18 protein-coding genes are annotated in these 22,091 nt (G+C 67.4%); 6 read left to right on the top strand and 12 right to left on the bottom strand.

Features of this window, described 5'->3' with window-relative positions; translation table 11 throughout:
• Nucleotides 1–780: 780 nt before the first annotated feature.
• From WBA11_RS06835 to WBA11_RS06825, 3 genes are all read left to right on the top strand, one after another.
• Nucleotides 781–2,340, top strand: a complete 1,560-nt coding sequence (locus tag WBA11_RS06835; protein WP_424519955.1) for a PKD domain-containing protein — start codon at nucleotides 781–783, stop codon at nucleotides 2,338–2,340.
• Nucleotides 2,341–2,669: 329 nt separating this feature from the next.
• On the top strand, nucleotides 2,670–3,935 hold the full coding sequence (locus WBA11_RS06830) for an OmpA family protein (RefSeq protein WP_424519954.1): 1,266 nt from the start codon (nucleotides 2,670–2,672) through the stop codon (nucleotides 3,933–3,935).
• A 227-nt stretch (nucleotides 3,936–4,162) separates the two neighbouring features.
• Nucleotides 4,163–5,641 (top strand): SpoIID/LytB domain-containing protein, encoded by a 1,479-nt coding sequence (locus tag WBA11_RS06825; RefSeq protein ID WP_424519953.1) that lies wholly within the window; start codon nucleotides 4,163–4,165, stop codon nucleotides 5,639–5,641.
• Nucleotides 5,642–5,696: 55 nt separating this feature from the next.
• Here the strand turns inward: WBA11_RS06825 and WBA11_RS06820 are convergent, their stop codons facing one another.
• Both WBA11_RS06820 and WBA11_RS06815 read right to left on the bottom strand, forming a co-directional pair.
• Complete coding sequence (locus tag WBA11_RS06820; protein WP_424519952.1) at nucleotides 5,697–7,418, bottom strand: NAD+ synthase; 1,722 nt, start codon at nucleotides 7,416–7,418, stop codon at nucleotides 5,697–5,699.
• 293 nt (nucleotides 7,419–7,711) lie between these two features.
• Nucleotides 7,712–9,631: a cation:proton antiporter gene (locus tag WBA11_RS06815; protein ID WP_424519951.1), complete on the bottom strand. Its 1,920-nt coding sequence runs from the start codon at nucleotides 9,629–9,631 to the stop codon at nucleotides 7,712–7,714.
• 134 nt (nucleotides 9,632–9,765) lie between these two features.
• Here WBA11_RS06815 and WBA11_RS06810 point away from each other — a divergent pair, with 134 nt between their 5' ends.
• Both WBA11_RS06810 and WBA11_RS06805 read left to right on the top strand, forming a co-directional pair.
• Complete coding sequence (locus WBA11_RS06810) at nucleotides 9,766–10,104, top strand: hypothetical protein (protein WP_424519950.1); 339 nt, start codon at nucleotides 9,766–9,768, stop codon at nucleotides 10,102–10,104.
• A gap of 97 nt (nucleotides 10,105–10,201) precedes the next feature.
• A complete protein-coding gene (locus WBA11_RS06805) occupies nucleotides 10,202–11,113 on the top strand; it encodes a M15 family metallopeptidase (RefSeq protein ID WP_424519949.1) in 912 nt (303 codons plus the stop codon).
• Nucleotides 11,114–11,132: 19 nt separating this feature from the next.
• Here the strand turns inward: WBA11_RS06805 and WBA11_RS06800 are convergent, their stop codons facing one another.
• From WBA11_RS06800 to WBA11_RS06755, 10 genes are all read right to left on the bottom strand, one after another.
• Nucleotides 11,133–11,276, bottom strand: coding sequence for a hypothetical protein (locus WBA11_RS06800; protein ID WP_424519948.1), 144 nt, complete (start codon nucleotides 11,274–11,276; stop codon nucleotides 11,133–11,135).
• Between the two features lie 58 nt (nucleotides 11,277–11,334).
• A complete protein-coding gene (locus tag WBA11_RS06795) occupies nucleotides 11,335–12,309 on the bottom strand; it encodes an NAD-dependent epimerase/dehydratase family protein (RefSeq protein ID WP_424519947.1) in 975 nt (324 codons plus the stop codon).
• A complete protein-coding gene (locus WBA11_RS06790) occupies nucleotides 12,306–12,767 on the bottom strand; it encodes a hypothetical protein (RefSeq protein WP_424519946.1) in 462 nt (153 codons plus the stop codon). The genes WBA11_RS06795 and WBA11_RS06790 overlap by 4 nt, the downstream gene beginning before the upstream one ends.
• A 55-nt stretch (nucleotides 12,768–12,822) precedes the next feature.
• Nucleotides 12,823–14,193, bottom strand: coding sequence for a M28 family metallopeptidase (locus tag WBA11_RS06785; protein WP_424519968.1), 1,371 nt, complete (start codon nucleotides 14,191–14,193; stop codon nucleotides 12,823–12,825).
• A gap of 157 nt (nucleotides 14,194–14,350) precedes the next feature.
• Nucleotides 14,351–15,970: an FAD-binding domain-containing protein gene (locus tag WBA11_RS06780; RefSeq protein WP_424519945.1), complete on the bottom strand. Its 1,620-nt coding sequence runs from the start codon at nucleotides 15,968–15,970 to the stop codon at nucleotides 14,351–14,353.
• A 29-nt stretch (nucleotides 15,971–15,999) separates the two neighbouring features.
• A complete protein-coding gene (locus WBA11_RS06775; RefSeq protein ID WP_424519944.1) occupies nucleotides 16,000–16,704 on the bottom strand; it encodes a SprT-like domain-containing protein in 705 nt (234 codons plus the stop codon).
• 81 nt (nucleotides 16,705–16,785) lie between these two features.
• Nucleotides 16,786–17,010 carry a type II toxin-antitoxin system HicB family antitoxin gene (locus WBA11_RS06770; protein ID WP_424519943.1) on the bottom strand — a complete coding sequence of 75 codons (225 nt, stop codon included), beginning with the start codon at nucleotides 17,008–17,010 and terminating at the stop codon, nucleotides 16,786–16,788.
• On the bottom strand, nucleotides 16,997–17,257 hold the full coding sequence (locus WBA11_RS06765; protein ID WP_424519942.1) for a type II toxin-antitoxin system HicA family toxin: 261 nt from the start codon (nucleotides 17,255–17,257) through the stop codon (nucleotides 16,997–16,999). Before WBA11_RS06765 ends, WBA11_RS06770 begins: the two co-directional genes overlap by 14 nt.
• A gap of 314 nt (nucleotides 17,258–17,571) precedes the next feature.
• Nucleotides 17,572–20,601: a vitamin B12-dependent ribonucleotide reductase gene (locus tag WBA11_RS06760; protein ID WP_424519941.1), complete on the bottom strand. Its 3,030-nt coding sequence runs from the start codon at nucleotides 20,599–20,601 to the stop codon at nucleotides 17,572–17,574.
• Nucleotides 20,602–21,111: 510 nt separating this feature from the next.
• Complete coding sequence (locus WBA11_RS06755) at nucleotides 21,112–21,282, bottom strand: hypothetical protein (RefSeq protein ID WP_424519940.1); 171 nt, start codon at nucleotides 21,280–21,282, stop codon at nucleotides 21,112–21,114.
• A gap of 159 nt (nucleotides 21,283–21,441) precedes the next feature.
• Between WBA11_RS06755 and WBA11_RS06750 the strand changes: the two genes are divergently transcribed.
• Nucleotides 21,442–21,861: a hypothetical protein gene (locus WBA11_RS06750; protein ID WP_424519939.1), complete on the top strand. Its 420-nt coding sequence runs from the start codon at nucleotides 21,442–21,444 to the stop codon at nucleotides 21,859–21,861.
• Nucleotides 21,862–22,091: the final 230 nt, after the last annotated feature.

Here is a 22,091-nt window from a genome sequence, read left to right as displayed (position 1 = left end):
CCCTTTTTTCGTGTGCCCATGCCTGTGCCTCGCTCGACGTCCGCGCCCTCGAGGACGCGCCGGTCACGCTCGAGTTTGGCATCGAGAAGCTGACACCCGACGAGCTGTCCGTCTTCGGCGCGGCGGCCGGGGTCGCGCTGCGCTGCCTCTCGGTCTGCCTCCAGATGGAAGGGTTCGCGGATGGAGCGGAGCCAGGAGCCGCCGTATGTCTTTCACGGCGGCGAACTGACTCCGTGCGTCACACTCCATCGGCCAAAGGAGCTCGCATTGGAGAGATGGCGCCAGCACCGATGTACGCCGAGACGACGACCCAGGCGCCCGACGAGTGATGGCCTTCGCTCAGTTGTGTAGGGCTGGATGAGCAAAGGCACGTATGGCTCAGTGCTGGTCAACCGTACCGAAAGCGTCCGGGTAGATCGGCAGGCGGCGAGGCTCCTGACGAGCGAGTTCTCCCACTGCAAGACTGTGAGTAGACAACGCCCAGCGTCCCCCCAGCGGAACCGACCCATGTCGCCGCTGGTTTAGGGACCGTTCTTTGCCCGCCTCCCCCTTCACTCTAGGTCCTGACGTACTCAGAGACGCCTAGAGGTGTCGAGTCTAAACCGCTTGTTCGTCATATCGAGGGTGCGCTTCGTCCGCTCCTTGCTACTATGCCTCGCGGTTCGGATACTTGAATCCGGGTCCGAACGCCCACCACTTATGCGGCCTTGCCCCTTCCGGCCGTAGGACCACACACCCACCCCCTTTCCAATGCCCCAACCTCGAACAGAGACCTTCGCGATGCCGCGAGTCTCATCCATCTTCCTCTGGTGCGCAGTCCTCCTGCTGGCGACCGCAGCCCAGGCCCAGGTCGTACGCCCCAGCGAGTCTATCTACATCCTCCTCCGCGGCGGTGCAACGGGCTATTACGGCGACCTCGACGGAAACTCCGACGACGACCCGGACCAGGCGACACCTGACCCGGGTGACGGCCTCGACAACCCCGGCTTCGGAGTCGGTGGCGAGATCGGCTACCTGTTCAACGAGAACCTCTCGTTCGGCATTGGCTTCATGTACCACGACGTTCCGGCCCTGAACGATGGGTTCCGGTTCGACGGGACGAACAACGTCCAGGGTGGCGAGGCCTACCAGCTTCAGGGCTTGTTCCGCTACATGCCCTTCGATGCGGCTCGGATCAGCCCGTTCGTCGAGCTCGGCGGTGCCGTCATCTCCGGCCAAGGCACGGAGAACGAGCGGGACAACGGGAGCGTCGAGGACGACGTCTTCGGGTTCGGCCCCGTCGTCGGCCTCGGTGTCGACATCGCACTGACACCTCAGTTCAGCCTCTTCCTCGCCGGACAGTCAACGTTCACGTTCCCGGACGTCGCCCTCGATGGTGCCGACCCGGGTGCGTTTGGAGTTGAGGCGGATGACGCTGACTTTGACGTCCTCGCCACGCTCGGTGGCGGCCTCAAGTTCGCCTTCCGCGCTCCCTACACGGCCGTTGAGATCCAGGGCCTCGAGTGCCCGGCCGAGCTCTTCACGGGCCAGACGGGGTCGTTCATGATGATGACCAACCCGGACGCCACCCAGCCCGTCACCACGACGTGGCAGTGGGGCGACGGCACGACGGGTGCCGGCATGAGCTCCTCGCACGCGTTCTCCGCACCGGGGACCTACACGGTCACCGCGATGGCGATGAACCAGGGCGGAGAGGACTCCGAGTCCTGCCTCGTCACGGTTGAGGACGAGCCGATCCCGCCGACACTCGCTGGCTGCCGCGCAACGCCCTCGACGGTCAACGCCGGCGAGCAGGTGACGGTCAACGCCACGGCGACGGAGGCTGACGAGATCATGGTCGACTTCGGCGACGGCACGATGGCCTCGACGCTCCCGGCACGCCACGCGTACAGCAGCACCGGCTCGTACACGGTCACGATCACCGCGACCAACCAGTACGGCACCGACGTCTGCACCATTCCGGTGACAGTCGGAGACTCGTTCTGCGCTGACATCACGGAGCTCAACCCGGTGTTCTTCGGCTACGGAGCTGCGACCCTCACGGCTGACGCCATGAGCCGCCTCGATGAGAACATCGAGATCCTGCGCCGCTGCCCGGACATCTGCGTCACGATCAACGCCTACAGCGACGGCGCTGAGCCGGGCGATGCGATGCGGATCTCGCAGCGCCGTGCCGACGCAGTGATGCAGTACTACGTCTCCCAGGGCATCGACGCCGACCGCCTCCGCGCCATTGGCCGCGGTGTCGATCCGGACGCGAACCCGAAGGAGGATCCAGGCCCAGGTGACAGCCGCGCACGCCGTGCCGACTCGATCCCGTCGTCCTGCGCCGGCTTCTAAGCTGGCCTAGATGGCCCTGAGCCTTGCGCTCTTGGGGGCGACTTGCTTCGGCGAGTCGCCCCCTTTTTTTGTGGCAAGTCGTAACGGTGCAGCCAGGCTGGCGCCAAGCGGCCTTCGGTTCGTCGACCTCGAGGGCGTACATGCCGACCCTCTGGGGCTACAGTCACGCGTGGGGGAAACGGATCGGGTCTGTCTCTGGGAGTGAATGCTGGACACACGCGGGGTGCGGGGTTTTTGATACCCGGCCTACGAACGCTCGCCTGAGACCGATGTCGGCTCAGCAGATGGTCACTACCCCCGCCTTCGGACTTATGACTCGCCTTGTATCTATGCTGGCTCTCGGTCTGGTCGTCGCTGCTTCAGCGATGGCCCAGCCCGTTTACAACGGGCTCGACGACCCGTTCTACGACAATGCCCGGGACAACGACGAGTGGCCAGGCGTGCGCCTCGGCCTGGGCGTTGGAGCCTCGGTCTACGACGGCCCGGACCTTCTCGTCGGCCAGGCCGCTTTCCAGGACGACATCGTCGCGACCAACCTCGGCGTCACAGCTGAGGTCACGTTCCCGCTATCGGCTCCCCTGTATGGCCGTCTGCAGGGTGGCCTGCTCAACATCGGTGCGGACAGCAACCGACCCGACCTCGATTTCGCATCGGACAACCCGTTCTTGACGAGCGAGGTGATCCTCGCCGAGGCCAACCTGCTGTACTACTTCAACAACCCGCGGCGTGGCTTGGCGCCGTACGTGTTCACCGGTTTGTCCGGCCTGTTCGCGACGGGCGACGCGTCACCCGGTGTCGAGACCACGGCTCTCGCGATCCCCGTCGGCCTCGGCCTCGAGTACGGCATCAGCGACAACGTGTCCCTGTATGGCGAAGCGAGCTACCGCTTCGGCATCACGGAAGTAGGGACGGAACGGTTCGCTGCCGCCTTCGGCCCGGACCCGAACGGGTACTGCAAGGAAGATGGCCCGAACTACGATCCGCACGAGTGTGAGAAGCTGGGCGAGGAGCCCAACCCCGAGCCTCCGGTGGATGGAGGCAACTCGTCCTTCGACACGCGCTTCAACTCCGCACTGATCGGGGGTGGTCTCCGCCTCGGATTCGGCGGTGGCGGACGTGCTCCGATTCCGCCGCCGGTCGTCCTACCGCCAGTGGTGGTCCCGCCGCCGGTCGCTCCGCCGCCGCCGCCCGCACCGCTCGTGTGTGATTTGGTCGAGCTCAACTCGGTCTACTTCGACTACGGGACCGGCTCGCTCGACCGCCGGGCTCGCGCTCTGCTCGACGAGAACGTCGAACTGCTCCTCGACAACTCCGCGTGCTGCGTCTTTATCGACGGCTACACAGACACGGCAGAGGGGGACAGCTTCGGGATGGGTCTCGCGGGTCGCCGTGCGCAGGCCGTCTACGACTACTACCTGAGCCGCGGCGTCAACTCGACGCGCCTCCAGGTCCGCAACCGTGGCACCGCGGTCCCGACCTGCGACAAGGAAGATCCCGGCCCGGGTTGCGAGCGCAACCGCCGCGTCGAGTCCCTCCCCGTCGATTGCGAGCGGTTCGAGTTCTTGCTCGAGAACCCCTCCTACGACCCCTACTAAGTGGCGGGCGTTCGGGGCTGGCTCTGAAGCCGGTCTTCCGCCGGCGGCCTCGCTCTTTCGGGAGCGAGGCCGCTTTTTTGTGGTAGCGATTGCGACAGGGGTCGTTACGCCCGACGACCTCGAGGGACCTAGGTCGCACGCATGGAACGCTTCCATTCCATCCTCTCAGGTGAGATAAGCGACGCCTCCGGATAATCGATTACAGAGACACGCTTCTATTCCCCTCGATGCGATCCATTTGCTGCGGCTCGATAGCTTTACTCCTGGCCGCGCTGCCCGTCACGGCTCAGTCCGACCCGACAGTCCGAGTCCGACTGCTGGGGAGCGAGTCCTACCAAGAGATCGAGGTCGAGGCCGTCTCCGACATCGTCCGAATCGAGGTCGACGAGCGGGAGGCCGGCGCGCTTCGATCTGGCGAGCGCGTCACCATCGCGCGATCGTCCTCGAGGGTGACGGCCAGCTTTGGGAACCAGTCGATGTCTGGCCAGACGGTCCGCGTCCTCGGGCAGCGGCTCAGGCTTCGTGTCGGTCGGATCGACCGTGAGTACGCTGGAGAACTTGCGGTACGATCGGTCGGCTCCAAGCTCGACATCGTCAACGCGAGCCCCCTTCGCCCCTATGTCGCGAGCGTCGTCGCGGCAGAGCTCGGGTTCGACGTGCCTGAGGCGGCCAAGGCGCAGGCCGTCCTCGCGCGTACGTACGCCCTTCGCCGGCTGGGATCCAACCCCACATACGACCTCGATGATCACCAAGGGTCCCAGGTCTTTCGCGGTGTCGGGACGATCACAGCCACCTCGCACCTAGCCGCGGAGAGCACGGAGGGCGTGGTCATGACGTACAGCGGCCGACTGGCAGACGGCACGTACTTCTCGTCGTCAGGTGGACACACGGCCGACAACGAGTCCACGTGGAGCAGCACGCCCGTCCCCTACTTGCGCGGAGTCCCAGATCCGTATGACGAGGGGTCGCCTCACCATTCGTGGGAGACCAGTATTCCGAGACCCCAGGCTCTCAGCGCCTTGTCCTCGGTCGTGGGAACGGGGGCAACCGGGATCGTCATCGAAGAGCGGTCGAGGTCCGGCCGCGTGACGCGAATGCATGCGCTCGGCGCCTCTCGTCCGGCGATTACCGGTGCCCAGTTTCGCCGACGGATCAACGCCGCCAAAGGATGGCGGACCGTCAAGAGCACCAAGTTCGACCTGTCTCTGGAGGGTGATCAATACGTGTTGCGCGGCGGCGGGTTCGGCCACGGCGTCGGGATGAGCCAGTACGGCGCGATGGGTCAGGCACGGCTCGGCCGCGACTACCGGCACATCCTGGCGCACTACTTCACGGGCGCCGTCCTCGAGGGAGGTCACGCTCTCCCCTCGCCTCCCGTCGCCGTCTCGGAGCCGATCCGGACTCCGTCTGAGGACCGTCAGGAGAGTCTGGGCCTCCACGGCCAGTACCTCCTCCTAGACCCTCGGGGACGGGTCACGCAGGACCGGCCGGGGTCTGGGAGCGGCGGCTCACCGCCGGGAGACGCGAGGCGAGAAACGGCTCCGTCCTCGAAGGACGACCGGACGGGCGAGCGCCGCTCGGGGAGGGACCGCCGGGAAGCGAGCGGTCGGGCGGGCCCCGGCCGGCGCCAGTCGACCGACCGGCGGCAGACCGTTCAGGAGACTCCGCCTGCGCCAGAGACGACGCAGCGCCGCGCAGCCTGGTAGAAGGCGCGCCCTCGAGGACGGAGCTCGCCTCCGCGAGACCTCGGGGGTTGTGCCCCTACACGTCGACGGTCGCCGCCGCGGGTGCGGCCTCGAGGACGGTCCCGTCGACGCTCGTTCTCTGCATGACGATGGGGACGCGGCGGCCGCTCCCGAACGCCTTCGAGCTGATTCGGAGGCCTGGCGCGGCCTGCCGGCGTTTGTACTCGTTCCGGTCCACCATCTGGGCGATCCGCTCAACGACCTGGAGGTCGAACCCAGTCTCGGCCGCGATCGCCGCCGGCGAGCGGTGCTCCTCGACGTAGCGGGCCAGGATCGCATCGAGGACGTCGTACGGTGGTAAGGAGTCCGAGTCGACCTGGCCGGGGCGGAGCTCGGCGCTCGGCGGCTTCGTGATCGTGTCGCGCGGGATCACGTCGCGGCCGGCGAGCCGGTTGATGTACTCGGCGACGCGGTAGACCTCCATCTTGAGCACGTCGGACAGGACGGCCAGGCCGCCCGACATGTCGCCGTAGAGCGTCGCGTAGCCGACGGCCATCTCGGACTTGTTGCCGGTCGTGAGCAGCAAGTGGCTGAACTTGTTCGAGATCGCCATCAGCGTCACGCCGCGCGACCGGGCCTGGATGTTCTCCTCGGCCACGCCGTCCTCTGTGCCCTCGAACATCGGTGCGAGCATTTCCTCGAACGAGCCGACGGCGGTCGCGATCGGGACCTCGTGGAACTCGATGCCCAGGTTTTCTGCGAGCGTGCGGCTGTCGTCGACGGACCCCGATGACGAGTACTCGGACGGCATCGTGACGCCGACGACGCGGTCCGCCCCGAGCGCTGCGACGGCAATGGCACAGGTCACGGCCGAGTCGATCCCCCCGCTCAGTCCGATGAGTGCTTTGTCGAACACGCCGTCGCCGGTCTTCTCGACGTAGTCCCGAACACCGAGCACGAGCGCGTCGTGGATCTCGGCGGTCGCCGTCGCGGGATCCCCCTCGGGGGCGACCTCGATGGGCGTGCCGGGCGCTTCGGTGTCCCAGACGAAGAAGTCCTCCCGGAAGAGGTCGCTGTGCCACAAGACCCCGCCCTCGGCCGACTGGACCTGGCTCCCGCCGTCGAACACCAACTCCGTGTTGGCGCCGACGGCGTTGACGTAGACGAATGGCACGCCGTGTTCGCGACAGCTCTCCCGGATCAGCTCGCGACGCTCGATCGGCTTCCCGACGGCGTATGGGCTGGCCGAGATGTTGACGAACAGGTCGATCCCGATCGCCGCGAGCTCGTCGATGGGATTGGCGGAGTAGAGATGGTAAGGCACCTGTTCTTCGTTGTTCCACATGTCCTCGCAGATGTGGAGTCCCAAGCGCAAGCCGCCGACCTCGAGGACGCGCCGGTCAGGACACGGCTCGAAGTAGCGGTACTCGTCGAAGACGTCGTACGTGGGTAGGAGCGTCTTCGAGATCGCGTCGCGGACCTCGCCGCCCTCGAGGAGGAGCGCCTGGTTGTAAAGCCTCTTGCCGACGGGCGAGTCGTTACGGACGGGCGCCCCGACGAGGAGCGAGAGGCCCTCGGGGGCGTGACGGGCGAGGTACCGAACGGCCTCGTCGGTGTCGTCCAGGAACGAGGGCCGGTCGAGCAGGTCCTGCGGCGGGTAGCCGGTGACACAGAGTTCGGGGAAGACGGCGAGGTCGGCCCCGGCGGCGGCGGCGCGGCGCGCGTCCTCGAGGACGCGCTCGACGTTGCCGGCCAGGTCGCCGACGGTGGTGTTGATCTGGCAGAGAGCGATGCGCATGGGAGCTCGGCGGGAGGCGGTTCAGACGCTCGTCGCAGCGCGCGGTGCCCTCGAGGCTAGGACGCCGACCTCGATGGCGGAACGGACTGCCGCTCGATCTCGCGGGGTTCGAGATGGACGAGAGCCCCGCCGTGGCAAGCTCCGAGTGTCCCTCTCGAACGGAGGGACAGCCGGAGCGTCCGCTGAGCGAAGCGATGGCCGCGCCCGGTGGAGAGGTCTACCAACTCCGATGCGCCAACTTGGAAAGTCGTCCTCGAGGGCGACCGAATCCCCGAGCCGACCTCGAGGACGGGTCAGCGTTCGGATGCGACCACCGGTGCAGGCAAGCCGTCGCCCTCGAGGACGGACTCGGGCGGACTCGCTGCCGCTGGGCGGGCGCTCGTCCAGCGATCTCGGAGCGGCCCGTCCGTCAGGACGATGACGGCGTCACCGGGGATGGGCTGGACATCGGCGTCCTCGGCGTAGACGCGGACCTTGGCGTCGCGGACGTGGAAGAGCGGCGTCAGCGTGCCCTCCTCGGTCTCCTCTCGAAGATCCTTGAACGACCTCGACTCGTCGATCCGAATGACGTGGATCGTGGCGCCGGCGTCGAACCGCTCGTCGAGCGACGAGTACGTCGCGTCGGTGGCGAACAGCGGCCGGCCCCGGAGGTGGCGCGGGATCTCCGTCGCTGCGCTCGTCGGCCCGTCGGCCCGCATCGGGAGTTGGTAGACCTCGTCGGACTCGAACACCTCACCGAAGTGGAGCGCTGCGAGCGCGTTGACCTCGTCGTTGGGCGTGACGGCGAGCAACCGCCCGATCCCGCTCAGGTCGAGGTCGTCGATCACGCCCTCGGCCAGGATGTTGGCGCGCTGGGCGGGCAGGTCGGCTCGCTTCGCGAGGCGGACGTTGCGGTCGTTCGCGTCGATCAGCAAAACGCGGATGCCGAGCGACTGGAGCGCCCGAGCGACACGTTGGACCCACGGCTGGGCGCCGACGAACAGCACGCCTTGCGGATCGGGCTGCGCGAGTCCGAGCCAGCGCGCGAGGGGCGAAATCGTGAGCCCGTACACCGCGACCGTCCCGACGATCACGAGAAACACGACCGGGACGATCCGCTCAGCCTCCGCGGGGAAGAACTCAGTTAGACGAAACGAGAACAGGCTCGCGACGGCCGCCGCCACGATCCCCCTCGGCGCGAGCCACGACAGGAACGCCTGCTCGCGCCAGTTGAGACCCGTCCCCCACGACGAGATCACGACGGACAGCGGCCGGATGACCAGCATCAGCAACGCCAAGAACAGGAGCGGTCCCGGCGCCCACATGATCTCGAACGCGCTCGGGTCGAGCCGCGCCGACAGGACGATGAACAAGAGCGAGATCAGCAGCACGCGCAGGTCCTCCTTGAACTCGACGATCCGGCGCACCGAGACGTACTTCTGATTCGCCATAATGATGCCCAAGAGCGTGGCTTCCAACAACCCGGCCTCCTCTTGCAACGTGTTCGAGATCGCGAACGCCGCGATCACCACCATCAGCGCGACCGGGTTCTGGAGCCAGTCTGGCACCAACCGCCGGTGTAGAAGAAAGACCAGGAGCACAGCCGCCAAAACCGCGACGCCGACGCCGACCACGATCTCGAACGCAATCCCCTGCGCCAGTGCGCTCCACGGCGAGCCGTGGTCTCCAGCCGCTTGGGATGGCTCGTGGAGCAGGATCACCGTCTCCAAGACGAGAACCGCCAAGATGGCGCCGATCGGGTCGATGGTGATCCCCTCCCACTTCGCGATCGTCCCGACGCGGCCCGCGGGCCGGACGTGGCGCAAGAGGGGGAGAACGACCGTCGGACCGGTCACGGTCAGGAGCGCGCCCAGTACCACGGCGACCTCCCACGAGAACCCCGCGATGTAGTGCGCGCCGATCGCGCCCAAGACGCCCGTCACGACCACGCCGATCGTGATCAGGTTCACGACAGCCTTCCCGACCTCCCGGAACTCGTCGAACCGCAGCGTCAGGCCGCCCTCGAACAGGATGATTCCGACGGCGAGCGAGACGAACGGGAACAGCCACTCGCCTTGCAGAGCCTCTTGGGGCAAAAACCCCGTGACCGGCCCCGCGAGAAACCCGAACCCGAGCAGGAGCAGGATCGAGGGGAACTTGGTCCGCCAGGCCAGCCACTGCGCCCCGATCCCAAGGACAACGACAGCGGCGATCGTGACGAGCGGGGACGACATAGAGCACCGGTGTGAGTCCGAAGGTACCGACGGGGTATCGGCACTCGCGGGGCGGCTCCTGAAGAGTGGATCTCGGGTTCTACGCCCTCGAGGGCGCCCCTCGGTAGCCTCGGGCTCCACAACGCACGCGACACATGACACGCATTGCCGCCCTCGCCGCCGTCTTGCTCACCGCCGGCTGGATCTCCCCCACCGCTCAACGAAGCGAGGTCACCGTCGTCAACGCGACCGGCATGGCCGTCATCTTTCTGCACCTCGCCGGGTGCGGCGAGAGCGAGGGCAACGACTGGAGCGAGATGGACCAGTGGGCCTACAACTACCTCGAGGACGACTTCATGATGCCCGGCGACGAGTTCTCGCTCGACCTCGCCGACGGCTGCTACGTCATGCAGCCGATGTACGAGGACGGCACCGCGCTCATGGAGCGCGTCGAGGTCGAGGGCGCCACGCGCGTCGTCCTGACGCTCGGCTAGCGCCCGTCCTCGAGGTCGGCTCGGCCTCGAGGACGCGGATGAGACCAAGGAGCCGGCGATGGCGTTCTCTACTTTGAGATCCCATTGCCGGCTTCTGATGTCTCGCTCCCCCGTTTTCCCCTGGCTCCTGGCCGGCATCGTCGGCGTCGCGCTGGCCGCGCCGTCCGGGTGCCACCAGCAGCAAGCCTCGGCCGAGCCGGCCGTCCTCGAGGTCGAAGCGCCCGTCGCTGCAGATACCGTCCTCGAGGTCGAGACCGTCGCCCCCGCCGACACGACGGAGCGCCCGGCGCTGCCCGAGGACTTCGTCCGGCTGAGCGAGACGGCGCCCGAGATCGCCCAAGAGATCCGCTACACAACGTCGTACAACTTTGTCGGGGAGCCGATCACCAGCTACCTCGCGCCCGAGTGCATCCTGGTCCGCCGCGCCGCCGAGGCCCTCGGAGATGTCGCTCGCGATCTCGAGGGCGAGGGGCTCGGCCTCAAGGTGTACGACTGCTACCGGCCACAGTCGGCGGTCCGGCATTTCGTGACGTGGGCCAACACGCCGAGCGCCCTGGAGATGAAGGACGCGTTCTACCCGGAGGAGCCGAAGGGGGAGCTCTTCTCGCGCGGTTATATCGCCACGCGGAGTGGGCACAGCCGGGGCGCGACGGTCGACCTGACGTTGGTGCCCTTGCCGGTCCAGGACGCCGTGCGCACGGACTTCCCCACCCCGGACGGCAACCTCCCCCGCTGCGACCGCCCCCGCACCGGGCCGACCGGGCCGGACATCGCAGGGGGCGGGCGCCTCCACGAGGGCGACCTCGACATGGGGACGGCCTACGACTGCTTGAGCACGGCCTCTGCCACGAACAGCACGGAGGTCTCGGCGCAAGCCCGTCGCAATCGCCAACGACTGCGAGCGGCCATGAGCCGGCGTGGGTTCAACAACTACTCCAAGGAGTGGTGGCACTTCACGTTGCGCAACGAGCCCCACCCGCGCACCCACTTCGACTTCCCAGTCGAATAGGCTCGCCTTCGAGGTCGGATCAGAACATGCCGCCGGCGAAGGCCATCATCGCTAGGAGTCCGAACAGGACGATGCCAAAGGCGATGGGCGAGGCCGGGGCGGGAGGCGTGCGCGTGCGGCGGATCAGCGACATGGCTGCGGTCGGGGTGTGACCGATAGACACGGAGCGAGCGCCGACGTTGCTCGCCCTCGAGAACCGCCAGGTCGGCCCAGCCAACGACTCAGATCCGACCCGTTTCGCGCAGCCACGCCTCCGTCTGCGCCATCCCGTCCTCGAGGCCGACCGCCGGCTGCCACCCGATGACACGGCCGACCTTTTCGATCGAGTACGTGCCCGGGTGCGTGACGTACTCGAGCGTGCGCCCAGAGAGCGGCGGCGTCCGCCCGACGCCATGACTGACGCCCGCGATGATCGGTGCCGCTAGGCGAGCGACGAGGGGCGGAACTGACCGCAGCCGCACGTCCAGCATCCGGGCGTAAAACCCAAAGAACTCCCGAGGAGATACACCGACACCGCCCGTTACGTGAAACGTCTCCCCGAGCGCGTCCGGGTGGTCCGCGACCTCGAGGACGCTCGCGACCACGTCTTGGACGAAGACCGGCGACAGCACGCCGCGGTCGCCGTCGACGAGCGCGAACGTGCCGGCCTTCAGCATCTCGACCGCCCGCACCGTCCACTGCCGGCTGCCTGGCCCGTAGACGTCGCCTAGCCGGACGACGGACGCGCGGGCCCTGCCCGCGGCGGCGGCCTCGAGGACGGAGTGCTCGGCCGTGATCTTGGTGTCGGTGTACGGATTCCCGGTTGGCTGGACGGGGTGGTCCTCGGGACACGGATCCGGAAACGACGTCCCGTGGACCACGATGGACGAGAGGTGGACGAGCCGGCCTGCATCGGCGGCAGCCTCGAGGACGAGCCGTGTCGCGTCCGCGTTCTGCGCCAGGAACTGCCGTTTGGTCCCCGCTTCCCCCACCCTCGCGGCCGCGTGGACGACAAGATCCGCGCCCTCGAGGACGTGGACCCACTCGCCCCGGCACGACAGATCGGCACGCTGCGTCTCGTACGGTCCGCGTCCGTCCTCGAACCGTGAGGTCGGCGCAGCCAGGTCGAGCCCTACGACGTCGGCACCGCGGGCGTGGAGCGCGTTTGCGATCTCGCTGCCGAGGAACCCGCTCGAGCCCGTGACGACGGCTCTCACTCGCTATCGATCGGGACGGCCGTGACGGCGATGGCGACGGTCTCCGTGTCGAGACAGTCCGGGTCGCCCTCGCACGACTCCGCGATCACATTGCCGGGCTCGTAATCGAGTTGGACGCGGCGGCCGATGATGACGTCCGAGTCGCACACCGAGTAGTCGGCCATGACGGTCGTCGCGGCCCCGCCGTCCTCGCGGAGCATGACGTAGCAAGCGCGGTCGCCGCTCTCCATGTCCGTCGCGAGGGCGCGCGTCGGGACCGACATGCCCGCGACCTCGATGCGAGCCGGCCCCGTCGTGTCGACGTCGACCTCGAGGTCGGAGACGCCGATCGCGGTCGTGTCCTCGTTCGAGACGATGTCGACCTCCCCTTCGGTCGGGTTCGACGGCCGGTCCGCGACCTCCCCGTCGGAGCAGGCCGAGGCGAGCAGGAAGGCAGCGACGAGGAGGAGACGGTGCATGAACGGAGTAAGCATGAGCCGAACGTGTACCCGTCGGATTCCCCGGCGATCCCGACTACTCCGGCGCGTAGTCGAAGGCCCCGATCACGCCGGGGAACACGACGGGGCTTTCGCTCCCGTCCGCCGAGACCGCGGAGACGCCGAAGTAGTAGTTGTCGATCACGATGTTCTCCAGCGTGTAGCTCTGCCGCGCCGCCCTCGAGGCCGGCACGAACACCGAGTGCTCCCACTGCGGGCTCGTCGTGAGGCGCCACCAGACGCGGTACCCGGCGTGCTGGGGGTTCGTCGCGTTGGGGCCGTCCCAGTAGAGCGTCGTCGACGGCTGGACGGCGCCCTCGATGACGACGTTCGTCGGCGGCGGCGGGGCGCCCGCGATGCCGGCCAGCACGACCGCGTTGAGCGCCGTCAGCTTGGCCGTGTAGTCGAAGTCGACGTACTCGACGGTGTCGCCGTAGTGGCGCGGCGAGCCGTCCGGGTAGGTCTCCGTCCGCAGGTCCTGGTGCTGGCGGTCGTAGTGCTCGTGCGTCTCCATGATCCGCACGCCGGGGTAGCCAACATTCGTAAACGGCGTCTGATGGCCACCGCGCCCGAACCGGTCGAGACGGTAGATCATCATGATGTCGAGGTTGCGGATGTACTCGTCGGCCATCCGGTCCACGTAGCGGGCCAGGTTCCTCGAGGGCGAGTCGACCTCGCCGCCCGTGAACCGCCGGACACGCGCCTCGCGCTCCGACTCGGTCGGCCGCGTGCCCTCCGAGAAGACTCTCGCCGAGGTGTTGTCGCAGACGCCGTCGATGCCGCAGCTATTCCCGATCATGTCGTTGTTGACCACGCCGACGATGTCCCAGCCTTCGTCGCGGGCGATCTCGGCCATGATCTGGCCGCCGAACAGGCCCTGCTCCTCGCCGCTCAGCCCGGCGTAGACGATGGTGCCCGGAAACTGGTACTGGCTTAGGACGCGCGCGGCCTCGATGGCGCCGGCCATCCCGGTCGCGTTGTCGTTGGCGCCCGGCGCGTCGCTCACGCCATCGAGGGCGTCGGTCGCGCGGCTGTCGATGTCGCCCGACATCACGACGTAGCGGTCCGGGTCGCTCGTGCCGCGCTGGATGGCCAGGATGTTGACGACCTCGACGGGATCGGGAATCCGGCGCTCGCCCGAGATGGTCCGCCGCTGCTCCACGACCTCGAGGCAGCCGCCGCAGGCGTCGGAGATCCGTTGGAACTCGGCCTTGATCCAGCGCCGAGCGGCGCCGATCCCGCGGGTCTCCGAGACCGTGTCGCTCAGCGTGTGCCGCGTGCCGAAGCCCGCCAAGGTTCGGACGTCGGCCTCGACGCGGTCCGTGTCGACGGCGGCGGCGATCTCGTAGAGCGCGGCGACCTCGGCAGGTGGGCGCATCCCATCCATCAGAGAGTCCGGCCACGCCATGTCGTTCGGGCGGTTCATCTCGATCCCCGGCTGTGCGAACGCGGGAGCGGCGAGAAGGGCGGCGAGAAGAGGAACGAGACGCATCGAGGTCGGGGCTGGGTGGGGAAACCTACGCGCAGGGCGGAGCGGCCTCGAGGTCGGAGGGGCGTCCTCGAGATCACGCCCCATCGAACAGGTCTCCGATGGCCTTGGGCGGAGCCGGCTTCTTCGGAGCTCGCTTTTTCGGCGGGCCGTTGTTCTTCCACGTCCGTGCGTGCCGAGGCCGTCGCGAACCGTGGCGCTGGTATACGGCGTCGGCGAGCGCCTTCGTTTCGGGGAGCTGCTTGATCGCGTAGAAGTCCGCTTTGAACGCTTTCCCCCACGCGATCCGGTCGACCAGCGGCTCCGGGTAGCCAGGGATCGGGCGGACGTGGTGTTTCAGGATCACCTCGGGCGGAACGTCCTCGAGGTCGGGAAGCCAGCGCTTGACGAACGTCGCTTCGGGGTCGTGGTCCGAGAGCTGTTTGTCGGGCGAGTAGACGCGGAGTTGGTTGATGCCGACCACGCCCGCCTGCATCTGGGTCTGGGCGATGTGGATGCCCGGCACGTAGTCGGCCCAGAGCCGGGAGACCGGGTGGATCAGTCGGCGCCAATCGATCCGCAGCGTGTGGACGGCGGCGGACGTGACGAGCGCGCGCATCCGAAAGTTGAGGAAGCCGGTCTCATGCGCGCACCGCATACACGCGTCAACGAGGGGCCAGCCGGTGCGGCCTTCGAACCAGGCGTCGAAGTGGTCGTCGCCGGGCGTCGGGAGCGCGTCGTAAGCCGGGTTGAGGGCCTCAAACTCCATCTGCGGCTCGGTCTCGAGCCGCTGGACAAAGTGGTCGCGCCAGTGCAGCCGGCTCTTGAACGACTTCATCGACTTGGCCCACTGCTTGGCGTCGTCGGAGGGGTCCGCTCGGAGCTCACGCTGTCGCTCTTCGGTGGCGGCGTAGACCGCGCGGCCGGTCGTCGTCCCCCACGCAAAGTGGACCGACAGCCTCGAGCCGCACACGAACGCCAGATTGGGCGACGAGATGCCGCCCGAGTAGCACTCGCCGCGGTCGAACAGGAAGCTCTGCAACGTCTCCTGCGCCGCCGTCTCGCTGACCGCCTGCCGGTTGGCGCGCTGCGCCGGACTCAGCCCGTGCCCAAACGCGTCGACCTCGAGGACGCCGACCTCGAAGCTGAGGCTGCGCAACGCCTCCGGGACCCGGAGCCGCGCGAGGTCCCGTGGTGATGGCGGCGGCAACGGTCCGCCCGCCATGAACTCCTTCCACCGCTTGGCCCGCTTGTCGCGGTCGAGCTTGCCTCGAAAGACGCCCGTCTGCCGATGCTCGTGCCACGCGACACCGTTCGCGTCGCACCACGCCGCGACGGCCTTGTCGCGCTCGTACGTCACGCTCGCGCCGATCTCTTCGTGCGAGTACACGGCCTTGAGACCGACCGCGTCGCGGATCTTGTCAAACGTCTCGACAGCGCCGCCGTGCACCGCGAGCACGTTGCCTCCGAGTCGTTCCCGAAGGTCCGCGAGGGCTTCGCACCACGCCGCGACGTGGAACCCGCTCGTCTCGGGCGCCTCGAGGACGGCCGGCTCGAACAAGAAGACCGGGACGACGCTCTCGGCGGCCTCGAGGGCGGCAACGAGGGCCGGGTTGTCGGCGAGCCGGAAGTCCTGCTTGATCCACCAGATCGTCGCCATCGTCCTCGAGGGGGTGTCCCGGTTGGATGGACCGTCGCGGCCGAGCGTTCCGGTCATGGGGACGATGGGGAGCGCCCTGTCTGGGCTCAGGCGAAGCGGAGCCGAAAGCGGTCGTCGTAGCGGCCTCCGGCGTGGCGGGAGCAGCACGCGGCGCACGCCACGGGCCGTCGAGAACGACGTGCGCGCTGCACGGTCTCGCCGCAGCCGCCGCACGTCGCGGTCACGCCCGATGTACCGCCGTACGCCCCGCGCTCCAATCCTCCGGGCCAGATCACCCGCTCGGTCTCGCGGTGAACGATGCGGAGGTACACCGGCCTCGAGGACGACGAGCACGCTCGGCAGAGTCGGGCTCGGATTGGCTCGCGGTAGAGTGGGTGCGCGGCCTCACACGACGGGCACGACGCTTGGTACGGGGCGCCAGGGTCGTCGGGAAGCGGTCTCGAAAAGCATCGCGTCGGCGTGGCGCCACACCGCGCCGCGAGCGCCTTCCACGTCGCGTCGTGCGCTGTCCGTCCTCGACGCTGCCGAGGTGTCGGGTAGAGCTCGTGGTCGAGGGCGTGCGCAATCTCGTGCCGGACTGTGTCCTCGACGTCCTCTGCGGGCAGGACCGCTGTCAGGTGTGCTGAGAGCGTGATCCGCTTGGCGTTAGGATGGCACGCGCCCAGGCGTTTACGAGCACGGTCGAACCCGAACGTCCACCCCCGCTCCCGGAGCGACGCGCCTGCGACCTCGAGGCCGAGGCCGTCCATCAGTCGGAGCGCGAGGTCGCGCGTGTCGTCGAGGTCGGGCATAGCGGAAGTCAGCCTCGAGGCCGGGCGCCGAACCTACGCGTCCTCGAGGGCGATCCTATCTCTTCCGACCTCGAGGTCAGATCAAGCGAACTGGAGGCGACGCCCTTTGGGCTCGGGGATCTCGCGACCGAGTTCGACTGCGGTCTCGATCCACGCGCGCATCGCGTCCTCTGCATTCTCGGTGGCCTCCGTATACGTGTCGCCATCCGAGACACATCCAGGAAGCTCTGGGACTTCCGCGATGTATGCCTCATCCTCATCGCTCCAGTAAACGACGATCTCGTAGCGGAGGTCAGGAGCTTCCATCGTCTGTGAGCCGATTCTCTGTGATGATCGTGCGAGCCTTGCGAACGTAGACCGGCTTTATCGGCTTCCGCTTCGGAATGGTCAAGATATCTCGGACTCGCGGGTGAGCAAACGTGTGATGGCTTCCTTTCGGTGTCCGCTCCTCGAAACCAAGCTGGAGAAGGGTGCTCCTCAACTCTTCAAAGGAGAACTGAGAATCTGACGCTCCGCCTAGAAGACGCGCGAGCCGCTTACTTGCTTTCGACATGGAGTGGGTGAGGTCGGCTTGTCGATTAGTGTCACATGTTGCGCCACCTGCCCGTTTCTCACTACCATCGGATCCCCCTCGGCAGTGGACGTCACTTAGGCGACGCTTCGAGTTCCGCCCCGTCAGTTACAGCTGACGGGGCGCTTTTTTAGTATCGCTATTGGGAGTCGATAAAGCACGCCGCGTGGCTACAGCGTGGATAAGGCTGTGGATAACTCCCCTCTGATCAATACGACGCCCCCGGCCACGTTCGCAGCCGGGGGCGCCATTCGTCCTCGAGGACGAGCCTCGAGAGAATCGACCTCGAGGCTGCGTCAGCCGCAGCCCGTGGAGGAGCCGCAATTGGGGCAGCTGTAACACGACCCGGCCCGCACTGTGATGCCGCCGCAGTTGGGGCAGGCCGGCGCGTCGTCCTGGTTCTGGAACGCGCCGAGTTGACCGCTCGCGTCGGCCTCGAGTACGGCCTCGACGGAGCCGCCCATGTGAGGCTGGCCGGCGTCCACGACCGCCTGGGCCGTCGCGAACAGGTCCGCCTGCGTTTGGTCGGCCGCGGGACCGAGGCGATCTGCCTCAGCGGCCGCGGCCTCGCTAGGGTTTACGGACACCTCCTCCTCAGCAAGGTCCGCCGTCGCGCCATCGCCGCCGCCCAAGAACTTGAGCGATAGGTAGCGGAAGATGTAATCCGTGATCGACTTCGCGATCGGAATCTGGGGGTTGTTCGTGAACCCGGCCGGCTCGAACCGAACGTGGCCGAACTTCGACACCAGGTCCTCGAGCGGGACGCCGTACTGGAACGCCAGCGAGATCGCCGTCGCGAAGCTGTCCATCAGCCCCGCGATCGTCGAGCCCTGCTTGGCCATCGTGATAAAGATCTCGCCCGGCCGGCCCGCGTTCGCGTGGCCCTCGGGGTAGAGCCCCACGTGTAGGTAGCCTTCGTGACCAGCGACCGAGAACTTGTGCGTCACCGACGGACGCTCGTCCGGTAGCCGCTCGCGGTGCGGGCGGTACACGATCTTCTCGACCACCTTCTCGATCTCGCGGATCTCCGGCGCCCCCGAGGACGCGCCGTCGCCGGACACCTCGAGGTCGACGTCTCCGACCTCGATGGCCTTGTCGTCCGTGTCGCCCTGAGACTTGGTCGAGAGTGGCTGGCTCCGCTTCGAGTTCTCGCGGTAGACCGCGACCGCCTTCAGGCCCAGCTCCCACGACTTCATGTAGGCGTCGGAGATGTCCTCGATGGTCGCGCTCTCGGGCAGGTTGACCGTCTTCGAGATCGCACCCGAGATGAACGGCTGGCACGCCGCCATCATTCGGATGTGGCCCATGTGCGAGATGTAGCGCTCGCCGTTGTGCGGCTTGAACGCGCAGTCGAAGACGGGCAGATGCTCGTCCTTGAGGCCGGGCGCGCCCTCGATGGTGTCGTTCTTCTCGATGAAGTCCAGGATGACCTTGGCCTCCGCGTCGGAGTAGCCGAGCCGCGAGAGAGCCTCCGGGACCGTCTGGTTGACGATCTTCATCAGGCCGTCGCCCTTGCCGGCCAGCAGCTTGTACTTGACGAGCGCCAGGTCGGGCTCGATGCCCGTCGTGTCGCAGTCCATCATGAAGCCGATGGTGCCGGTCGGCGCGAGCACCGTCGCCTGGGCGTTCCGGTAGCCGTGCTCCTCACCGAGCGCCACCATCCGGTCGGCCGACTCTTGGGCCGCGTCGCGCAGGTACTGCGGACAGGACGCGTCGATCTCGGCGACCGCGTCGCGGTGCATCCGCATGACCTCGAGGAAGGGCTCCTCGTTCTCGGCGTAGCCGTCGAACGTCCCGATCTTCGGGTTCGAGGCCATCTCGGCGCTACGGGCGTAGCCCTCGCAGTGCTCGATGGCCATCAAGGCACCGGCGACCGCGCGTCCCTCGTCGGAGTCGTAGGGCAGGCCCATCGACATCAGGAGGGCGCCCAGGTTGGCGAACCCGAGCCCGAGCGGGCGGAACTTGTGGCTGTTCGCCGCGATGCGCGCCGACGGGTAGCCGGCGTTGTCGACCAGGATCTCCTGGGCCGTCAGGTAGAGACGGGCCGCGGCGCGGTAGCGCTCGACGTCGAACAGGCCGTCCTCCGTCTTGAACTTCATCAGGTTCAGCGACGCCAGGTTGCAGGCGCTGTCGTCGACGAACATGTACTCGGAGCACGGGTTGCTCGAGTTGATCGGGCCGGTGTTCTTGCAGGTGTGCCAGCGCTGGATCGTGTCCTCGTACTGCGCGCCGGGGTCTCCGCAGATGTGCGTGCCCTCCGAGATCTTGTGCAGGATCTCGCTCGCCTCGACCGTCTTGACGGCCTCGCCCGACGTCACCGCCGTCAGGTCGTAGGACGTGTTGTCGCGCGCCGCCTGCATAAAGGCGTCGTCCAGGCGGACCGACTGGTTCACGTTCTGGAAGGCGACCGAGCCGTAGGCGTCGCCGTTGAACGAGCCGTCGTAGCCCTCCTCGATCAGCGCCCACGCCTTGCGCTCCTCGGTCTGCTTGGCCTCGACGAACTCCAGGATGTCCGGGTGCCAGACCTTGAGCGTCTGCATGATGGCCGCCCGGCGCGTCTTGCCGCCGGACTTGATGGTCCCGCCCGTCGCGTCCTGCACCTTCATGAAGGAGACGGGGCCGGACGGGATGCCGCCTCCCGACAGCTTCTCATGCGACGAGCGAAGCTTCGACCAGTCCGCCCCGACGCCCGATCCAAACTTGAACAGCCGGGCGCTCTCGCCCATCAGCTGCCAGATGTCGTCGACGGAGTCCTCGACGGAGATGATGAAGCACGCGCTCGCCTGCGGTCGCTCGTAGGGATCGACGTCGACGACCTCTTCCTTCTCGAAGTCCCACCCCGAGATCGTCTTGCCGCCCGAGTCTCGGACGCCGTACTGCGCGCCGAGCCCGACGTTGAACCAGACCGGGCTGTTGAACGCGCCGTACTGGTTGGTGCACAGCCAGGTCAGCTCGTCGTAGTAGGTCTCGGCGTCGGCCTCGGACGCGAAGTAGCCCTGCTCCTTGCCCCAGTCCGTGATGGTCCGCGTGACACGGTGGACGAGTTGCTTGAGGCTGTGCTCGCGCTTCCCTTCGGCCGGCGAGCCGTTGCCGGTCTCGATGTCGCCGTAGAAATACTTCGAGGCGACGACGTTGACGGCCAACGGGCTGAACGCCTCGGGAAACTCGACGTCGTTCTGCTCGAAGATGGCTTCACCGCTGAAGCTCTTGATGGCGGCGTCGCGCGAGGTCCAGGAGACGCTGTCGAACGGGTGCTGCCCCTCGGCCGAAAAGACGCGGTCGATCGTGAGCCCGCCGGACATGGCGGGGGCTTTCTTCTTTCCCATGGGTGATAAATAGTGGGGGGACGAAAACGGCGCCCCGGGGCCTCGCCCTCACGCTGCGTGAGAACGGCCGGAAGCGCCGGAAGGACGGTCTGATCGAGGTCGATTGTCGAGGGCGGGCCACGGGATGTGGCGGCCTCGAGGTCGGCGCGGGATCGTGGGGGGACGGCCGTCGGACGAGCACCAAGTAACCGGAGCGAGGACTTCTCCTGCAAGAGGGTTCCATCCACGGGTTATCCACATCGTGGATGAGAGCGCGCAGAGCACGATCCCGTGCCCTAGAAAGACCAAGACCTCGCGCCACGCCCTCGAGGCGCCTCCGTTATGCAGGCCGATGCTCAGACCTCTCTCGCCCTCGAGGACGGCCCCACACCACGGATCGTTCTCCAATTGGACCACACTCACCAATAGCGGCTGACCAAACCGCCAGTCTCGATGCGTCCGTTATGCAGACGGATTGGCTCACAAGCGCTCTGCGAAACCCCTTTCCGGCCTCGAGGTCGACCGCCGCCATCAGAAGTCGTCGTCGTCGAATGAGGTGTCGATGTCGAACGACTCGTCGTCGTCCTCGAGGTCGAGATCCCCATCGTCGTCCAGGTCATCGAGGTCGAGGTCGTCGTCCTCGAGGTCGCTGTCGTCCAGGTCGTCGTCGAACTCGGGGTCGTCGTCGTAGAGGTCGTCCATCGGTCAGGGGGCGGTGGAGAGTCGAGTCTACCGCGGAGGGCGGTTTGGGAGCAAGCGGCGGGGGCGGTGAATCGGGCGGGAAAGCGACTCCACGGACACCCTGCCGGGGAGCCCCAGGCGCGGCGCGCGGTACCTTCCGGGTCCCACGACCGAGATCCCATGTTCGACGACCGCAGCGCGTATCCCCACCCCGACGAGTTCAAGGTGGTCCGTCCCGAGTACTCCGACCCCGAGGACGAGGGCGACGACGTGATCGCGATCATCGAGATCGCCCCGTTCAAGGTGCTCGGCTACAGCGCCACGCGGCCCGGCGCGCGGCGCGCAGCTCTGTACGAGGCGGCCAAGAAATACCGCTCGTATCACCCCGGCTACCGCGTCGTGAGCCCGTTCCCATCTGAGTTCGAGGACGAGGAGGGCCAAGCGTGGAAGCGCGTCCCGTCCGGCCAGCGCGACAAGCTCGGCGACTACCTGTTCTCCGATGAGGACGGCGAGGAGGACTCCGCCGACTTGGAGCAGATGCTCCTGTGGGACGTCCGCCCGGTCCCCGTCTTCGAGGACGACGAGGACGACGACGAGTAGCTCGTGGGTGCCGACCTCGAGGTCGGCGCGCTCGTTTCCGCTTCGTAACGCCGCGCCCCCGGGTGCGGCGTTTTCTTTGTGCCCGACTCCGACGCGATCTCCGTCGCACCTCTCCCCTACCGATGCGCTTCCTTGTTCTCGCTCTTGTTCTCCTCGCCGCGCCCCTCGAGGCCCAGCCGCGTCTGGTCTCCGGCCCCATGCTGGCCGACGTGACCCACCGCGGCGCCGCC

The organism is Rubrivirga sp., from assembly GCF_049648075.1.
GTDB lineage: Bacteria > Bacteroidota > Rhodothermia > Rhodothermales > Rubricoccaceae > Rubrivirga.
Note: the sequence above shows the minus strand (reverse complement) of the source record. Positions and strands in the feature narration are given on the sequence as shown.

What these genes read in the sequence shown, in the direction of transcription:
- WBA11_RS06830 (WP_424519954.1), top strand. Translation starts at nt 2,670, where the DNA reads ATGCTGGCTCTCGGTCTGGTCGTCGCTGCTTCAGCGATGGCCCAGCCC.
- WBA11_RS06810 (WP_424519950.1), top strand. Translation starts at nt 9,766, where the DNA reads ATGACACGCATTGCCGCCCTCGCCGCCGTCTTGCTCACCGCCGGCTGG.
- WBA11_RS06820 (WP_424519952.1), bottom strand. Translation starts at nt 7,418, where the DNA reads ATGCGCATCGCTCTCTGCCAGATCAACACCACCGTCGGCGACCTGGCC.
- WBA11_RS06825 (WP_424519953.1), top strand. Translation starts at nt 4,163, where the DNA reads ATGCGATCCATTTGCTGCGGCTCGATAGCTTTACTCCTGGCCGCGCTG.
- WBA11_RS06750 (WP_424519939.1), top strand. Translation starts at nt 21,442, where the DNA reads ATGTTCGACGACCGCAGCGCGTATCCCCACCCCGACGAGTTCAAGGTG.
- WBA11_RS06765 (WP_424519942.1), bottom strand. Translation starts at nt 17,257, where the DNA reads ATGTCGAAAGCAAGTAAGCGGCTCGCGCGTCTTCTAGGCGGAGCGTCA.
- WBA11_RS06775 (WP_424519944.1), bottom strand. Translation starts at nt 16,704, where the DNA reads ATGCCCGACCTCGACGACACGCGCGACCTCGCGCTCCGACTGATGGAC.
- WBA11_RS06755 (WP_424519940.1), bottom strand. Translation starts at nt 21,282, where the DNA reads ATGGACGACCTCTACGACGACGACCCCGAGTTCGACGACGACCTGGAC.
- WBA11_RS06835 (WP_424519955.1), top strand. Translation starts at nt 781, where the DNA reads ATGCCGCGAGTCTCATCCATCTTCCTCTGGTGCGCAGTCCTCCTGCTG.
- WBA11_RS06790 (WP_424519946.1), bottom strand. Translation starts at nt 12,767, where the DNA reads ATGCACCGTCTCCTCCTCGTCGCTGCCTTCCTGCTCGCCTCGGCCTGC.
- WBA11_RS06770 (WP_424519943.1), bottom strand. Translation starts at nt 17,010, where the DNA reads ATGGAAGCTCCTGACCTCCGCTACGAGATCGTCGTTTACTGGAGCGAT.
- WBA11_RS06815 (WP_424519951.1), bottom strand. Translation starts at nt 9,631, where the DNA reads ATGTCGTCCCCGCTCGTCACGATCGCCGCTGTCGTTGTCCTTGGGATC.
- WBA11_RS06805 (WP_424519949.1), top strand. Translation starts at nt 10,202, where the DNA reads ATGTCTCGCTCCCCCGTTTTCCCCTGGCTCCTGGCCGGCATCGTCGGC.
- WBA11_RS06780 (WP_424519945.1), bottom strand. Translation starts at nt 15,970, where the DNA reads ATGACCGGAACGCTCGGCCGCGACGGTCCATCCAACCGGGACACCCCC.
- WBA11_RS06760 (WP_424519941.1), bottom strand. Translation starts at nt 20,601, where the DNA reads ATGGGAAAGAAGAAAGCCCCCGCCATGTCCGGCGGGCTCACGATCGAC.
- WBA11_RS06785 (WP_424519968.1), bottom strand. Translation starts at nt 14,193, where the DNA reads ATGGCGTGGCCGGACTCTCTGATGGATGGGATGCGCCCACCTGCCGAG.